Below are 15,874 nucleotides of genomic sequence, written 5' to 3' on the forward strand. Positions count from 1 at the left end.
TCCTGAACTGAACTCAAGCTTGGGTAGTTTGGATAAAGAGATTGACCGGGAAATTCCCCAGCGCGGCGCTGACCATCAGTTCCCTGTGTTTTGTGACTATGACGCTTGCAAAAAGTCCCTTCAGATTTTCTTCAGGGGCGGCGAACGGCAATTTGACCCGTGTATCGCCCCACAGCGGCGCGTCAATCTGTGGTTCGGCACTGTTTTCCAGCAGTTCGGCACAGCGTATCGGTACTGTCACGATAGCCCGTTTTCCCTGCCATTCGCGAACAAATGCCAGTACCCGGTGAGCCTGGCTGCCGAGGATTTCCAGGGCTTGATACGTCCCTTTTTGAAACAGCTCGGCATGCTCGGCACGCCGGTTTAACGCTTGGGCGATCAGGGCTTGCTTGATGCGCCCGTCACGCCAGTTCGCCAACAGATCGGGCTGGTCCAACCGTCCGTGCATGGCCTGCTGACGGCTGGCGTAATCCACCGGCCGGCGGTTGTCCGGATCGACCAGCGTGAAGTCCCAGAACTCGTTGCCCTGATAGAGGTCCGGTACCCCCGGCACGGTCATTCGCAGCAAGGTTTGCGCCAAGCTATTCAACGCGCCCGGAGCGGCGATGCTCTGCGCCGCCGCACCGAGGGCCGCGCGTAGTCGCTCGCCTTCGGGGCTGAGCAGCAGGCGTTCGAGAAACCCATGGGTCGCCTGTTCATACCCCTCGTTTGGCGCGCTCCAGCTGCTTTGCAACTTGGCTTCGCGCAGGGCTTTCTGTTGCCACTGCCAGAGGCGTTTGGCGTAGTCCTCGAGCGCTGCCTGATCATCACTGCGCAGCTCCAGCGGCCAACTGCCTAGGATCGCTTGATAAAGAATCAGCTCGTCACCCGCCGAAGGCGCACCGGGTTCAATGCGCAATTCATCGGCCAGGGTTCGCCAGTGTTCGACCTGTTCGGCGTACCAGGCGCTGCGCTCGCTCAACACCGCCAACCGCGCGCGGGTGTCTTCGCCGCGTTTGTGGTCGTGGGTCGCGGTGGCCAGCAGGTTGTCGGGGAACTCGGCGAGGCGATTGACGCAGGCCGCATGGAAGTCCGCCACCGGGGCGCTGAATTGCTCGGTGTTGTAGCCGACATCGTTGCGCGACAGCAGCACCGCCGAGCGATAAAGCGCGGTGTCTTCCACCGCTTTGGCCGCCGCCGGTGAGGTCAGTTGCTGGAAGCGCACGCAGGCATGCTTGAGCAGTTTGCGTGGGCGGCCCACCGGGTATCTGCGCCAGGGTTGACCACCGAGCCAGCCGGCCAGGCAATCGAGCACTGGCCAGTCGGCCTCGCCGAGGGTTTGCCGGGCACCGTCCATGGCCTGCTGGAAAAACACTTCGTCCTGGGCGGCGCGGCCCAGCGGGCTGATGTAAGTGCGATACACCGGGAAGTGCACGATCAGTTCCTGCAAGGCCCGACGGATCGCGCCGAGGGTCAGGTCCCGGGTCATCAAGTCGTCCCGGGCCACTTGCAACAAGGCGTGGGCGACGCTTTCGAAATCCCCGGCGAGGGAGCCGTTGAGAATCTGCTGGCGCGCCAGTTGTGCCTCCTGACGGAAATCGGCGGGCCGTTCACTGTGCCGGCTCCAGAGTTCACCCAAGGTCTGGGCGCCTTCGGGGTCGTGTTGCAGCAACGACAACTGGTTCATGAATTCGTAACCGGTGCTGCCATCGACGGACCAGTCGCGGTGCAGGGTTTCGCCTTCGCCGAGGATCTTCTCGACGTAGATCGGCAGGTGCCGCTCCGGTGCCAGGCTATCGACTCGGCGGCGCAATTTGCGACAGTAACCACGCGGATCGGCGAGGCCATCGATGTGATCGATGCGCAGTCCATCGACAAGACCCTCGGCCACCAGCTCGAAGATTTTTGCGTGGGTCGCCTCGAACACCGCCGGGCGTTCGACCCGTAGGCCACCCAGTTCGTTGATATCGAAAAAGCGCCGCCAGTTGATATCGTCCGCCGCGGTGCGCCAACTGGCCAGGCGATAACTCTGGCGCTCCAGCAAGTTATGCAGGCGCTGGAAACCCTCGGGGGTGAGCGAGTCGTAGGTGCCGAGCGTGTGCTGGATCGCGTGAAGAATAGCCGGATCGCTGGCGAGTTCATGCAGCTCGGTTTTCAGCGGAATCGCCAGGTTGTGTACGTCGGTCTGATAACTCAAGGTACTGAAGCGGTCTGCCAGGGATTTCAGCTGCTCGACCTGCTCGGCATTCAATTGATCATCGGCCTTGAGCAGTTCGCCGTAGTTCGTCGGGCAAATCGGGAAATTATGTTCGTAGTGCTCGACATAGAAAGCGCCGCGCCGGGCATCGAAACGCAAGGGCAGGGTGCCGTCCTGCAAGGCGATGCCGTAATCGCTGCCCAAAAAAGGCAGCAGCAATTGGCCTTCCATCAACGGGTCGGGCGAGTGCCATTGAATGTCGAAGAACTCGCCGTAAGGGCTCAGACGCCCCCATTCCAGCAAGTCGAGCCACCAGGGGTTATCGCCACCGCCGACAGCCATGTGGTTGGAGACGATGTCGAGGATCAGCCCCATGTTCTGTTCGCGCAATGCAGCGACCAAACGGCGCAAGGCAGCTTCGCCGCCCAGTTCAGGGTTGACCGTGGTCGGGTCCACCACGTCGTAGCCATGCATGGACCCCGCGCGGGCGGCGAGCAGCGGCGAGGCATAGACGTGGCTGATGCCCAGGCTGGCGAAGTACGGCACCAGCGGCACCGCCTGATCCAGGGTGAAATCTTTATGAAATTGCAGCCGCAGGGTCGCCCGCAGCGGCTGGATGAGCGATTGATTCATTGGTCACGCTCGGCCGCCTGAAGTCGCGCACAGGCGAGCAATTCCAGGCGTCGGGCGGCGTCTGGATCATCGAGCAGTGCGTCGCTGTCGCCGGGTAGCCTGCGGGACCAGTTGGGATGGGTATCGGTGGTGCCGGGCAGGTTGGCCTGCTGTTCGATACCCAAGGCATCTTCCATTGGCAGCAATACCAGCGGCGCGCGGGTATGGCCGAGGAAGCGGATCGCGGCGTCGAGCACCTGATCGGTTTCGTGGGACTCTTCGCGGAAATTTTGCGGGTCCTCGCTCAATACCCGGCGCAAACCTTCGCGCTCGCGCTCACGGTGTTGGCGCCATTCGATTTCACCCGGGGCGTCGACCAGGTTCAAGCGCGCGCTCCAGTCGATATCGCGGCCGTGCCACCAGCCATTGAGCGTCGGCAGGTCATGGGTGCTGGTGGTTGCCAGGGCGTTGTCCGGCCAGTCGAGAATCGACTTGAAGTGCGTATTGTCCTGTTCAAACAGCAGCACGCGCATGCCGAGAATCGAGCGCGCGATGAGTTTCTCGCGCAAACCCTCGGGCACGGTGCCGAGGTCTTCGCCGAGGACAATGGCCTGATGCCGATGGGATTCGAGGGTCAGCAGGCGCAGCAGGTCGTCCACCGGGTAATAGAGGTAGGCACCGTCGCTGGGCGGCGCATCGTTAGGGATCACCCACAGGCGTTGCAGGCCCATGACGTGGTCGATACGCAGGCCGCCGGCATGGGCGAAGTTGGCCCGCAGCATTTCGATAAACGCGCGAAAGCCGTTGCGCACCAGGCCTTCGGGGGAGAACGCGGAAATGCCCCAGCCCTGGCCGGAACGGTTGAGGATGTCCGGTGGCGCACCCACGGTCAGTGAGGCGAGCAATTCGTCCTGGCGACTCCAGGCCTGGCTGCCGCCGCCGTCGGCGCCGACCGCCAGATCGGCGATCAGGCCAATGCCCATGCCGGCACTGCGGGCGGCGGTCTGGGCGCGCTCCAGGCTGCGCGCAATCAGCCATTGGCAGAACGCGTAGTAGCCGATGCGGCTCGAGTTCTCTTCGGCAAAATGCGCCAGCGCGATGCTGCGCGGGTCACGCCATTGTTCGGGCCACTCGCGCCAGTCGAGGCTTTCACCGCGCCGCGCGCGGGCTTCCTGGATCGCTTCGAAGCGGCAATGATTTTCCAGCGCTTCGCCACCGGCATGGCGGAAACTGCTGAAGTCGGGGTGCAAGGGATGTTCACCGTGGGTGAAACCTTCGTACAAGGCTTCGAGCAAGCGGTGCTTGGCTTCGGCGGCGGTGGGCCAGTCGATCAGCGGCAATGCTTCGAGGTGCTTGAGCTCCGCGGCAAGACCGGTGGCGTCGATCGCGGTGCGCAGGGCACGTTCACCGAGAATCGCACCGGGCGCCGCGTACAGGCTGTTGAGGAACAAACGGCTGGACGGCGAGTAAGGGCTGTAACGCTGGGTGTCGCCGCTGAACATCGCATGCAGCGGGCTGATCGCCAACGCTTCGGCGCCTCGTTCGCCGGCCACCCGGGCCAGATCTTCCAAGGCTTGGGTATCGCCGAAACCGCCATCGCCGGGACGGCGCAGTGAGTACAACTGCACGCTCAGGCCCCAGGCGCGCGGGTTTTCACTGTCAACGGCGTCGCCGACGCTGTAGCAGCGCTGGGGTGCCACCGCCAGGGTGAAGGATTGATCGTCGATGCTGACATGCTGATAACCCACCGGCACCAGGCCGGGCAACACAGCGTTGTCATCGAGCTTCAAGTTAATCCGTGAGCCGTCTTCGAGATGGATTTCACACGGAGTTTGCGGTTCGAAGTAGTGGGCCAGATCAAGGCCGACGCCCACGTCGCAGGTCAGCAGCGGTGGCAGGTGCCGGGTTTGTTGCACCTCCTGCAATTGCAGCAGGCTGGCGTCGATCTCCTGGGCGGTATTGGCGGGATGGCCAAGCCCACTGAGCACCGAGCGCAACACCGCCGGGGTCACTTTCTGTGGACGGCCATTGGCGTCGATCCAGTCGACGGCCAGGCCTGCTCGGTTGGCCAGTATTTCCAGTTGCGCATTGCTCATGGGCGCTCTCCATCCGGGTGTAGCAAAGGGGCTGCGGCCGTGAGGCTGACTAGCGCGCAATACGGGGCAAGTGTGCCCTGATTCAACAGACCGGCCGATTGTGGCGGGTGTTCGAACAGCAATGTCGCGCCGGTCTGTGGGGTGTGGACCACGGGCGCATCGCTGAGGTTCAGGTCAATGCGCAACTGACTGCCATCGCCCAGCCGCCAGCGCGCCGTCACCGCGCCCTCGGCCAGCACCTGCGCGCCCAGCGCCTGGGCGCCGGGCAGGTGCGGGATGATGTGTTGATGGCGGATCTGCAGCAGTTGGCGATACAGGTCATAAATCGGCGATTGGCGGCTGGCGGTCAGTGTCGGCCGTGAAGCTTCGAAGGTCTGCGTCGCGTTCGGGTCGGGAATCTGCTCGCGTTTGTGCGTATCGGCAAAGGCGCTGAACGCCGCGAACTCATTGCGTCGTCCTTCGCGCACCAGTTCCGCCAATTCACCGTGGTGGCTGGTGAAGAACAGGAACGGTTGCTCGGCGGCGAACTCATCGCCCATGAACATCAGCGGGATCATCGGCGACAACAGCAGCAGCGCGGTGGCGGCGTAAAGGGCATCAGGATGGGCCAGTTGATGCAGGCGCTCGCCAAAGGCGCGATTGCCGATCTGGTCATGGTTCTGCAAAAAAAGCACGAAGGCTGTAGGCGGCAAGTGACCGCTCGGCTCACCTCGCGGCGTACCGTGGCGGGTGATGTGGCCCTGAAACACGAAGCCCTGGCTCAGGCAGCGGGCGAGCTGTTCGGTGGGCTGTTCGGCATAGTCGGCGTAATAGGCGTCGGTTTCACCCGTGAGCAGAACGTGCAGGGCGTTATGGCCGTCGTCATTCCACTGCGCGTCGAAACCTTGCCCCAGCAGGCTGGCCTGGTTGTGCTCGTTTTCCGCCACGAGCCATACGTGCCGCGCCGGGTCGGTTTGCCGCCGCACCCGTTGCGCCAACTCCTGAAGAAAGTCCGGGTCTTCGATGGCGTGCACCGCGTCCAGGCGCAGGCCGTCGAAGCGGTACTCCAGCAACCACATCAGCGCGTTGTCGATAAAAAAGTCGCGCACCTCGCGCCGCCGGAAGTCGATCGCCGCGCCCCACGGGGTGTGCTTGTCTTCGCGGAAAAAGCCTTTGGCGTAGCGATGCAGGTAATTGCCGTCCGGGCCGAAGTGGTTGTAGACCACGTCGAGAATCACCGCCAAACCATGGCCGTGGGCCGTGTCGATCAGGTGTTTGAGTTGTTCGGGCGAGCCGTAGGAGGCTTGGGGCGCGTAAAGCAAAACCCCGTCATAGCCCCAGTTACGTTCGCCGGGGAACTGCGCCAGCGGCATCAGTTCGATGGCGGTAACGCCCAGCTCGACCAGGTGCGCCAAGTGCTGCTCGACCTCGCTGAAGCCGCCGAGTGCACCAACGTGGAGTTCGTAGATCACCGCCTCATTCCACGGCCGCCCCTGCCAGGCTCTGTGTTGCCACCGATAGGCGAGGGGATCGACCACCACGCTGTGGCTGTCGATATCGCCCGCCTGGGCGCGGGAGGCCGGGTCCGGCACCTCCAGCTCGCCATCGATGTTGTAACGGTAGCGGGTACCCGCGGGACAGCGGGTCTTGATCACAAACCAGCCATCGGCCTGAGGCAACAGCGGCAGGGATTGTCCATCTTCCAGTTCAAGACTGACGAAAAACGCATCTGGCGCCCACAAGGCAAAACGCGTGTGTTCTGCGTCCAGCATGATTGCGCCGTGGGGCCAGGTCTCAAGGGTCCGTAACGGCATCGTTGAAAGCCTCTTACTGTTTGCCCGATTTTCCCAGCGCTTTAGCCACCAGTTGTTCGTAGAGTTCGGCGTAGGGTTCGACCGCCTTGCACCAGTTGAAAGGCGCAGTCATGGCCCGGCAACGCATGGCATTGAGCAGGCCGGGGAAGGCGAACACTTTGAATGCGCGGCTCAGGGCTTCGCGATAACTCTCTACGGTGGATTCATCGAAGAGGAAACCGGTCATGCCGTTTTCAATGGTGTCCGCCAAGCCGCCGGTATTGCGGGCCACCGGCAATGAACCGAAGCGCTGGGCGTACATCTGGCTCAAGCCGCAGGGTTCGTAACGTGAAGGCATCAGGAGGAAATCACTGCCGGCAAACATCCTGCGGGCGTCGGTTTCATTGAAACCGATGTGCACGCCGATTTGGCCGGGGAAGCGCAACGCCAGTTCACGCATGGCTTGTTCTTCTTCCGGTTCGCCACGGCCGATAATCGCGATCTGCCCGCCGTTGGCGACAATGAATTCAGCTACCGCTTCGGTCAGGTCCAGGCCTTTCTGGTAGACCAGACGCGAGACCACGGCGAACAGCGGACCTTCAGAGTCTTCGAGGTCGAACAGCCTGCGGACGTGCGCGGCATTCACGGCTTTACCGTCCCAGTCGCCAATGCCGAACGGGTGGAACAGGTGCGGGTCGGTGGCCGCGTCCCAGCTTTCATCGATGCCATTGGGAATCCCGCTGAGCAGGCCTTGCTGGGTCTTGGCAGCGAGAAAACCGTCGAGGCCGCAGCCGAAGGCCGGGGTGGTGATTTCCTGGGCATAGGTCGCGCTGACCGTGGTGATGTGGCTTGCGTAGGCCATGCCGGCCTTGAGAAATGACATCTTGCCGTAAAACTCCATGCCTTCCTGTTGCAAGGCATGCATGGGAATACCGAGTTCCGGGCACGAGCCGAGGCTGGTAACGCCTTGGTACGCCAGGTTGTGGATGGTGAACAGGGTCGGGGTACGTTGGCCGCGCCAGTGCATATAGGCGGGGGCCAGGCCGGCGGGCCAGTCGTGGGCGTGCACCAGGTCCGGGCACCAGTGAATTTGGGCGAGGTTGGCGGCGATGTCGGCCGCCGCGAGGCCCAGCCGGGCGAAACGAATATGGTTGTCCGGCCAGTCGCGGCCGTTGTTGGCGCCGTAGGGCGAACCCTCGCGCTCGTACAATTCAGGGCAGATCAACACGTAAATGACCAGGCCGTCGGGCATGTCCATGCGCCCGATCTTGCAGGGCGGCAACGCTGCGTGCCCGCCCAGTTCACCGATGATATGAATCGGGTTCTCGCTGTTCATCACTTGCGGATACCCGGGGATCAGCACCCGCACATCATGCAGATGCGCCATGGCCCGCGGCAGTGCGGCGGAAACGTCGCCAAGACCTCCGGTCTTCACCAGATCGGCAATCTCCGAGGTAACGAACAGGACTTTCTTTTTATTGGGATTCTGACTGGCTACCGGTGTCAGCTTTTTGGGGATCGGCATATTGACTGATTTGGCACTGAGGACACCGACGGTGCTCGTTTCCCCGACCTGCTGATGAGCACGTTCTCCCTGGATATCTAAAGCCGCACTGATCATATGAATCTCCCGTGTTGTTGATCTAATTCTAGGCCTGGCACAAACGGTGTTCGTGGCCAAATCCTGTGGCCGGGCGCAAACGCGCTACGCATCGGTGAGCAAGTGCTGCCCATGCGCTGAAGCAGAATGGGTGAAGTGGCTGTTGCAAGGAATGCACCAGTCGCTGTGGCCCTACCTTTCACCTGACACGAGGCCAGCACCAAAAGTTTCGATTATTTTCACCGAGTGACCAGCCGGTTTTACTCCGCGAAAATCAGTCTAGGCCAGAACTTAGAGCGGGGTCGGCCAACGGGTGAAATTGTTCGACAATCGGTTAAAAGAGGGTACAGGCATAGGGCTTTGCGGGGAGACGCACCGACGAAGGGCAGGTTTATTTTCTGGTGTGGGTCAAATCGGGACCGGAAAGTCACGATAATCGGGCGTGATGGGAGGTTATGTGCGCCATGGTGGTGCGCAGAATTTGGGGAGGTGTGGTGAGTTTTAGGGCCTCTTCGCGGGCACGCCCGCTCCCACAGGATTTGTGTCGGTCACGGTATTACGGCCTATACAAATCCTGTGGGAGCGAGGCTTGCCCGCGATGAACGATAACGCGGTCTCAGTTCAGAATCCGAATTGGCTGCCCAGCCGCCCAGGCCTGTATGTCTTCGATCATCTGTGAAAAGAACAGTTGGTAATTCTGCCGGCTGACATACCCGACATGAGGCGTGGCCAGTACATTGTCCAGCGTCCTGAAGGGATGATGGCGGGGCAACGGTTCGTGCTCGAACACATCCAGCGCAGCACCCGCCAGGCGTTGTTTCTGAAGCGCCTTGATCAATGCCGACTCATCGACAATCGGACCACGGGCGGTATTGATCAGCCATGCCGTGGGTTTCATCCAGTCCAGTGCCTGCGCGTCCACCAGCCCTCGGCTGCGCTCGCTGAGCACCAGATGGACCGACAACACATCGGCTTGCTCGAACAGTTCCTGTTTGCTGACATAGGTGACGTCGACCTCGGCAGCCCGTTCGGTCGTCAGGTTTTCGCTCCAGGCAATCACCCGCATGCCGAACACCTGACCGAACCGGGCGACCCGTTGACCGATGCTGCCCAGACCGAGGATCGCCAGGGTCTTGCCCTGCAAGTCGCCGCCCAGCCCTTGTTGCCAAAAACCTGCGCGCAAGGCGTTGGCTTCGGCCACCAGGTTGCGGGTCGCGGCCATGATCAGCGCCCAGGTCAATTCCGGGGCGGCATGTTTGTAGCTGTCGGTGCCGCAGACCTGAATGCCCCGCGCGGCGGCGGCTTTCAGGTCCAGGGCAGCGTTGCGCATGCCGCCGGTGACCAGCAATTTGAGTGCGGGCAAGCGGCGTAGCAGGTCTTCGTCGAACCGGGTGCGTTCGCGCATCACGCAGATCACTTCGAATGCGCCAAGCCGTTCGGCAAGGGTTTCGTTGTCGGCAGGGTAGTCATGGATAAAACTCACCTGGCCGATGCTGTCCAGCACCGACCAGTCCACCACGTCGCGAGCTACGTCCTGCCAGTCATCGATCACCGCAATCTGCATCAGCCTTTACCTCATCAAGGAACGGTATGGGTTTGGTTCAGCCAGCCGAGCAACGCCTGATGGAATTTCGCCGGTTCCTCCATCTGCGGTGCGTGGCCCAAGCCAGGAAATTCGATCAGCGTCGACTGTGGAATCAGTTTCGCCACTTGCTTGCCGAGTACGTCGTAATGACCGATTTTCGCCTTGACCTCCGGTGGTGCGATGTTCTTGTTGATGGCCGTGGTGTCGGAGGTGCCGATCAGCAGCAGGGTCGGTACTTTCAGGTCCTTGAACTCGTAGTACACCGGTTGGGTGAAGATCATGTCGTAAATAAGCGCCGAGTTCCAAGCCACCGCTGTTTTACCCGGCCCTTTGGCCAAGCCTGCGTACATGTTCACCCAACGGTCAAATTCCGGCTTCCAGCGGCCATCGTAATAGGTACTGCGCTGGTAGTCGTGGATACCTTGCGCCGTGACTTTCAGCTCGCGTTCATACCATTGGTCAACCGTGAGATAGGGCACGCCAAGGGCTTTCCAGTCTTCCAGGCCGATGGGATTGACCAGCGCCAGTTGTTCGACTTGATCGGGGTATTGCAGTGCATAGCGGGTGGCGAGCATGCCGCCGGTAGAGTGGCCGAGCAGGGTGGCCTTCTGGATGCCCAGGGCTTTGAGCAGTTGCTGGGTATTGAATGCCAGTTGCTGGAAACTGTATTGATAGTGATCCGGTTTGCTTGAAGTGCAGAAGCCGATCTGGTCGGGGGCGATGACCCGGTAACCGGCCTCGCTCAGCGCCTTGATCGAGCTATCCCAAGTGGCACCGCAGAAGTTTTTGCCGTGCATCAGCACCACGCTACGTCCATTGACCTTGCCTTGGGCGGCAACGTCCATGTAACCCATTTGCAGGGATTTGCCCTGGGACTCAAAGGTGAAGTGCTTGACCGTGTAGGGGTACTCGAAGCCCTGAAGTTCGGGGCCGTATTCCGGCGTTTCGCTCTGATTCTGGTCTTGGGCGTGAGCGAGAACGGGCAGAGCGGCCGTCAGTAACAGGCCGGGCAACCAGCGGGAGAAAGTGGGCGACATGGGGGAACTCCACAGGAAATCTGCCGATGCTGGATCGGCATGATTAGGGCGACATTAAACATAGGCCATGGCCTTGCATGATCGTTCAACCCATCCAGCCCCGTGTAGCAAGGTCCAACCCACCCTAGAGTGAAATCAGCTTGTCGTAGCGACGCCTTGCCAGTGCAAGGCGCCGATCGGTTTAACCGCTTAGAACCAATAATTCAGGCCGAGCATTAATGACTGGGCGCTGTATTCAGTGCGCACATCGCCTTGGGGCAGGCCTTGAATGTCACCGAAGTGCGCCTCGCGAGTTTTGAGGTATCGATAGTCCAGGGACATGGACCATTGATCGGTGAGCTCGAAACTTACCCCGGCTCCGAGTTGGTAGGCCGATACGGTGTCGCGATGAGTATCGCCGAACTGCACGCCGCCGGCTTCCAGGCCGCTGACCGACAGGGTGGTGTAACCCAGGCCGCCGCCAACGTAGGGGGTGAACCGACTGAAGGGTGCTGGCAGGTTCAAGACGTCATACCAGAGGTTGGCCATCAGGCTGGTGGCTTCCTCTTCACCTTTGCCGTCAATGCTCCCGCCGCCTTCGTAGACCCGGTTATTGAACTGGGTCAGGGAGTTCTTGCGGTAGCTGAGTTCCACTTCAGGTCTGAGCCCGATGGGAAATCGCCAGCCCAATGCCAGTCCGGTGGCGTAGCCGGAGTCTAACGGTTGGTTGAACTCCATCTCGACGAAGTCGAGGTTGTTCTGGTTAAGGTCCTGCGCAGCAACCCAGTTCAGGCCGCCCATGACACTGACGTAGGGGCCGAGCGTGCCGGCGGAACTGGACTCTGGGGCGATAAAGCCCATGCCAATGACGCCCATCACGAGATACTGAGGTTTTTTTAGTAGGTTCATGCTCGGTCCGAAGTGTGCCGTTATCGATAAGTAAGCGAAAGGTGTTCGGGAGCGAGCGTTCAGCACTCGGCCTCCCGGGATATTTCATACGCGGTGCAAATGCGTTCCAGGTTTTTCGAGCCTTGGGGGACTGATGGCATTCGCTCGTTGTTCAGCCAACGTGCACAGGTTGTCCAGTGCAGTGGTCATTGCCGCGGTCAGCATTTTGCGTAGCAGCCCGCGGTATAAAAAACTCAAGGGGCCAGCGATCCTGGCGGTATGGATGACATGGGTTTCATTCGGGGAAAGCCTGCGCATCTGGTGATCGAATTCAAGGTCGATCCAAAGCAGTCTTGCCGTGTTCCGATAGCTTTCATGCATCTTCACCTCTTCGAGTTTCAGCGGCATGTTCAGGCCATTTTTAAGGATGCATTTGCCTTGGGCTCCAGGTTGAAACGGGCCATTGAGTTCACAATGGCTGACGTCGGTATCCCATAACGGCGCTTCGGAAAAATTGCTCCAGATCTTCCATATTTCAGAAGGCGGCGATTTGACTATGACTTGCACTTTGACATCGTTCACTGCGACACCTGGGTTGTTGGGGGCGTGGTCATGCTGGAGAGGGGAGATCAATTCAGTGCCTCAGGCAGCGGGTGCGGATCGACTCAGCACTTGAGCGGTAATACTGGCTTGACCGATTTTTTCTCCCCGATTGAACAGGTCGATATAGATGCGGTTGGTTTTGAACGGCTGATGCTGTGCGTCAAAACCGGCTTGCGGTGCCAATGACAGCGGACTGTTCCTGGGGATTGGCCGATCCAGGGTGAAACTCAAGGCCAGCAGGTTCATCGGGGTATTGAGTGGAATCCGCAGATAGCTATGGGCAATCTGCATGTAGCATTGGCGGGCAACTTCGAGGAAATACACCATCGAATAGTGCTCGGGGTCGCCCTCCTGGAAGAAGTGCTCCTGCGGCAGCTTGAGCGTGTCCACGCTCAAGCCCTGAGCGATGCCGCTCATGTCACTGACGATGACGTTTTCTTCTCTGGCCTTGTGCAACAAGGCCTTGTCACGGCAGCGAGTGGCCGTGAACTCGCCGGCGGGCGATGTCTCGAACGCCGAGCTGTAGGCCATCCCAAGGATGCAGGTGCACATCAGCTTTCCGGCCTGCATGACCTTCGCATTGAATACCTGGGGGTCTTTGCCTTGTTCCAGATGCAGATCAATCACACCCTGCTTTTGTACGTATTGCTGGAACTTGATAGTCAGGGTTTTTACATAGGCGACCCGCCCGCTCAGTGGCGGCATGGCGAGTTCAATCAGTTGCAACACGCCCTCAAGCAATAAAATGCCGGGGATGTGATCAAGAGGGTGATCGAAGAAATAAGGGTGCGCTTCATTCACCACGAGCTGGGCTTGCAGTGCCTGGGGGCTGCGCTGGACGTTGGCAATCACGATGTTTTCCGGGCAACGTTGCCAGTGCGCCGGGCGCTGCACTTCAGCGCCACGGTGCAGGGCGAAAAGGCTCTCCATGGCGCGCACTCTGACACGCAGCCCTGAGAGCAGGGTGTTGGTCAGCGTGTCGCTGAGTTGCAGCACGTCGACGCCGTCCTGTTGCGGCTCGCGGACAAGGTTGACGGGGCGGGCAGGCGCAATGACCTGCTGCAATTCGTGGGGTGCCGAGTGAGCAAAACGCAACGTGAAGGGATGCTTGATGGCAGGGGCGGGTTCGGCCGCCGGGCTCCATTCCTGAAGCTTTTCAGTAAATAACCACATCACTGCCTTGCCGGCTTCGCGCACCTCGATCACCGTGTGAGCCGATGTACCAAGCATCACCGCCAGCAGGGTTTCGATACCACTGGCTTCAGCCAGGAAGCCGGTCATCTCCTGCAGTGATCCACTTGCATGAGCCGCATCAGGCCGCAGCTCGCAGACTTCAATGTTCTGGTAATGACGGCGCTCTTTGCCCAGCAGTTGGCAAGCCTCATCCAGCGAGTTCGCGGCATGGGCGAGGACCGCTGCGCGGATCACCAGCAAAGGTTTGTCGCTGGAATCCGGTTGATAAGGACGCAGCGCAATCAGCCCCAGTCCTTCGCCTTGCACGGTCGCCGAGTGTCGGGCGCGTTCGATCTCGATTTCAGCACTGATAAAGCGCCCTGCACCGAGCAAGAGCGTGGTTATGCCTTCCTTGAACCATTGCTGCGAAGCCAGCAAGGTCTGCCAGAACAGGCCCGGGGTGCCGACCAGTGTTTGATGGAAACCCTTGAAGTCAAAAATCTGCGCCGGGTAGCCGGACAACATGTTCGGCAACATGGTTGCCACGTCGGTTACTTCCACGCCCGGTGGCATGCCTTGAGCCTGGCCGTAGAAGTTGTGAGCGCTGCTATACGCATTGCTGAAGCGTTCGCCACCCATGTTGCAACACATGACCATCGCAGTGCCGGATGAGCCGGCCACACCCGCCGGGAGGCGTCGCAGTAAATGGTTGACGCGATCGGTGATCAACAGCTTGAACGGATCGACATGGGCCAGCGGCTTGGGGCCCATGCCGAAACCGTCGATATCGATGACGCGATCCTGCGCCAGGAATTTTCCCAGTAAAGGCTGAGTTGGAGCAGCGGTGTAATCAACGAAACGCCCATAAGGGAAAATGACTGAGGGTGCTGCAGGCTGATGAAGCTGTTGCTTGAATGACTGCAATGAGCAGTGACTGCCGATCGCCGCTTCCGCCTCGACAATGGCCAGGTCCAGCATCAGCACGCCGGGGGCGGCTAAAGGGACGGCCACGGGGACGACAGGGCGGTTGTCGGGAATGTACTCATCCACCACCAGATGCGCATTGGCGCCGCCAAAACCAAAGCTTGAGATGCCGATCCGGATTGCCGACTGACGATCAGCAAGGGGCTGTACCTGCTCTGTGGCCAGCTGCAGGCAGGTCTCGTCGACTTTTGCGCTGGGACGGTAGGCGGGCTGAGGCGGAATACCTTTATGACGCAAGATCATCAACGCCTTGGCGAGCGAAGCGCCTCCGGCGGCGGCCAGTGGGTGGCCAATGACGGACTTGATCGAACCGATGGTAATTTTTTTGCCGTCTGTGCGGTGGGGGGCAAAGAAGCTGTTCAACGAGCCCAGTTCTGTCGCATCACCCAGCGGTGTACCGGTGCCATGGGTCTCGATGTAATCCACATCGTTGGGATCAAGACCGACATAGGCACGCTGGTAAGCCGTGAACTGGGCCTGTTTGCCAGGGGCAAACACAGAGCCTTCGGCGCCGTCGGCGGAAAGTCCCAATGCCCGCAAAACGCCCAGGGGACGGCGCTGCGCAATCAGGGCCTGGGATAGGGGCTCGACCAGAAAGGCGACTGCACATTCGCCCGGCACAATGCCGTCCGCGTCTTGGCCGAACGCCTGCATTTGGGCCCGGGAGGAAAAGGCGGTCAACTGCGAGAACCCCAGGAACAGCGCCGGTGGCAACACGGTGTTCAGTGCCATGACAATCGCGTTATCCGCTTGTCCGCTCTTGACCAGGGCCTGAGCCATATCGATTGCATAGGGGAACGAACTGCAGGCAGTGTCTACCGATAACGCCGGGCCACCGAAGGCAAACGCCGCTGCCAGCTCAGCCACTTGTTCTCCCGGCGTATAGCCTTGGGATGAAGAGCCCGTTGTGGCATCGGCTTTTGCGGACATTCCTGTGGCGAAATAACTCTCGTCACTCCAGGATGTCGCGACCACCAAGGCGGTGCGTTCCTTGATCAGTGCCGAGCCTTGTCCGGAAAGCTGGGCGAGGAGTGTCTGGAGTACTTTCTTACCGATGGCGACCTGCCGTCCCTCATGCCGCGAAGGAGTTGATGTGTCATCGGTCAGGCAAAAAGCACTGTCCAGGTAAGTGCGATCCTTTTCTCCTGCCTTTGCTGAATAGATCGACGCCTTATTCAGTTCCCAACGTGTCAGCATCGAATGGATGGGCGCTATCTGTCCTTGCGAAAGCAAGTGCCAAAGCGCATCCGTTGACGGTGCCCCAGGAAACTCGCCAGCCATTGCGCTGAAGCAAAAATCGCCCTCTGTTGTTACCGCGCCACTCATACCCTGTCTCCTGGTTGCCAAATGCCGGGTGATCTGTTCGATC

The 15,874-nt window shown here is 60.4% G+C and carries 9 protein-coding genes; all 9 read right to left on the reverse strand.

Annotated elements, in window-relative coordinates; all coding sequences use genetic code 11:
* Nucleotides 1-13: 13 nt before the first annotated feature.
* The 9 genes from PSH97_RS13265 to PSH97_RS13305 all read right to left on the reverse strand — a co-directional run bounded on the left by PSH97_RS13265 (nt 14) and on the right by PSH97_RS13305 (nt 15,831).
* Nucleotides 14-2,809, reverse strand: coding sequence for a malto-oligosyltrehalose synthase (locus PSH97_RS13265; protein WP_305449568.1), 2,796 nt, complete (start codon nt 2,807-2,809; stop codon nt 14-16).
* Nucleotides 2,806-4,884, reverse strand: coding sequence for a 4-alpha-glucanotransferase (malQ, locus tag PSH97_RS13270; RefSeq protein ID WP_305449569.1), 2,079 nt, complete (start codon nt 4,882-4,884; stop codon nt 2,806-2,808). Before malQ ends, PSH97_RS13265 begins: the two co-directional genes overlap by 4 nt.
* Nucleotides 4,881-6,677: a malto-oligosyltrehalose trehalohydrolase gene (gene treZ, locus PSH97_RS13275; RefSeq protein WP_305449570.1), complete on the reverse strand. Its 1,797-nt coding sequence runs from the start codon at nt 6,675-6,677 to the stop codon at nt 4,881-4,883. Before treZ ends, malQ begins: the two co-directional genes overlap by 4 nt.
* 13 nt (nt 6,678-6,690) lie before the next feature.
* Nucleotides 6,691-8,277, reverse strand: coding sequence for a glycogen synthase GlgA (gene glgA, locus PSH97_RS13280; protein ID WP_305449571.1), 1,587 nt, complete (start codon nt 8,275-8,277; stop codon nt 6,691-6,693).
* 595 nt (nt 8,278-8,872) lie between these two features.
* A complete protein-coding gene (locus PSH97_RS13285; protein ID WP_305449572.1) occupies nt 8,873-9,820 on the reverse strand; it encodes a D-2-hydroxyacid dehydrogenase family protein in 948 nt (315 codons plus the stop codon).
* 14 nt (nt 9,821-9,834) lie between these two features.
* Nucleotides 9,835-10,878, reverse strand: coding sequence for an alpha/beta fold hydrolase (locus PSH97_RS13290; RefSeq protein ID WP_305449573.1), 1,044 nt, complete (start codon nt 10,876-10,878; stop codon nt 9,835-9,837).
* 189 nt (nt 10,879-11,067) lie between these two features.
* Nucleotides 11,068-11,766, reverse strand: coding sequence for an outer membrane protein (locus PSH97_RS13295; protein ID WP_305449574.1), 699 nt, complete (start codon nt 11,764-11,766; stop codon nt 11,068-11,070).
* Nucleotides 11,767-11,850: 84 nt separating this feature from the next.
* Nucleotides 11,851-12,327: an SRPBCC family protein gene (locus PSH97_RS13300; protein WP_305449575.1), complete on the reverse strand. Its 477-nt coding sequence runs from the start codon at nt 12,325-12,327 to the stop codon at nt 11,851-11,853.
* Between the two features lie 60 nt (nt 12,328-12,387).
* On the reverse strand, nt 12,388-15,831 hold the full coding sequence (locus PSH97_RS13305; protein WP_305449576.1) for a beta-ketoacyl synthase N-terminal-like domain-containing protein: 3,444 nt from the start codon (nt 15,829-15,831) through the stop codon (nt 12,388-12,390).
* Between the last annotated feature and the right edge of the window lie 43 nt (nt 15,832-15,874).

It is taken from the genome of Pseudomonas cucumis, assembly GCF_030687935.1.
GTDB lineage: Bacteria > Pseudomonadota > Gammaproteobacteria > Pseudomonadales > Pseudomonadaceae > Aquipseudomonas > Aquipseudomonas cucumis.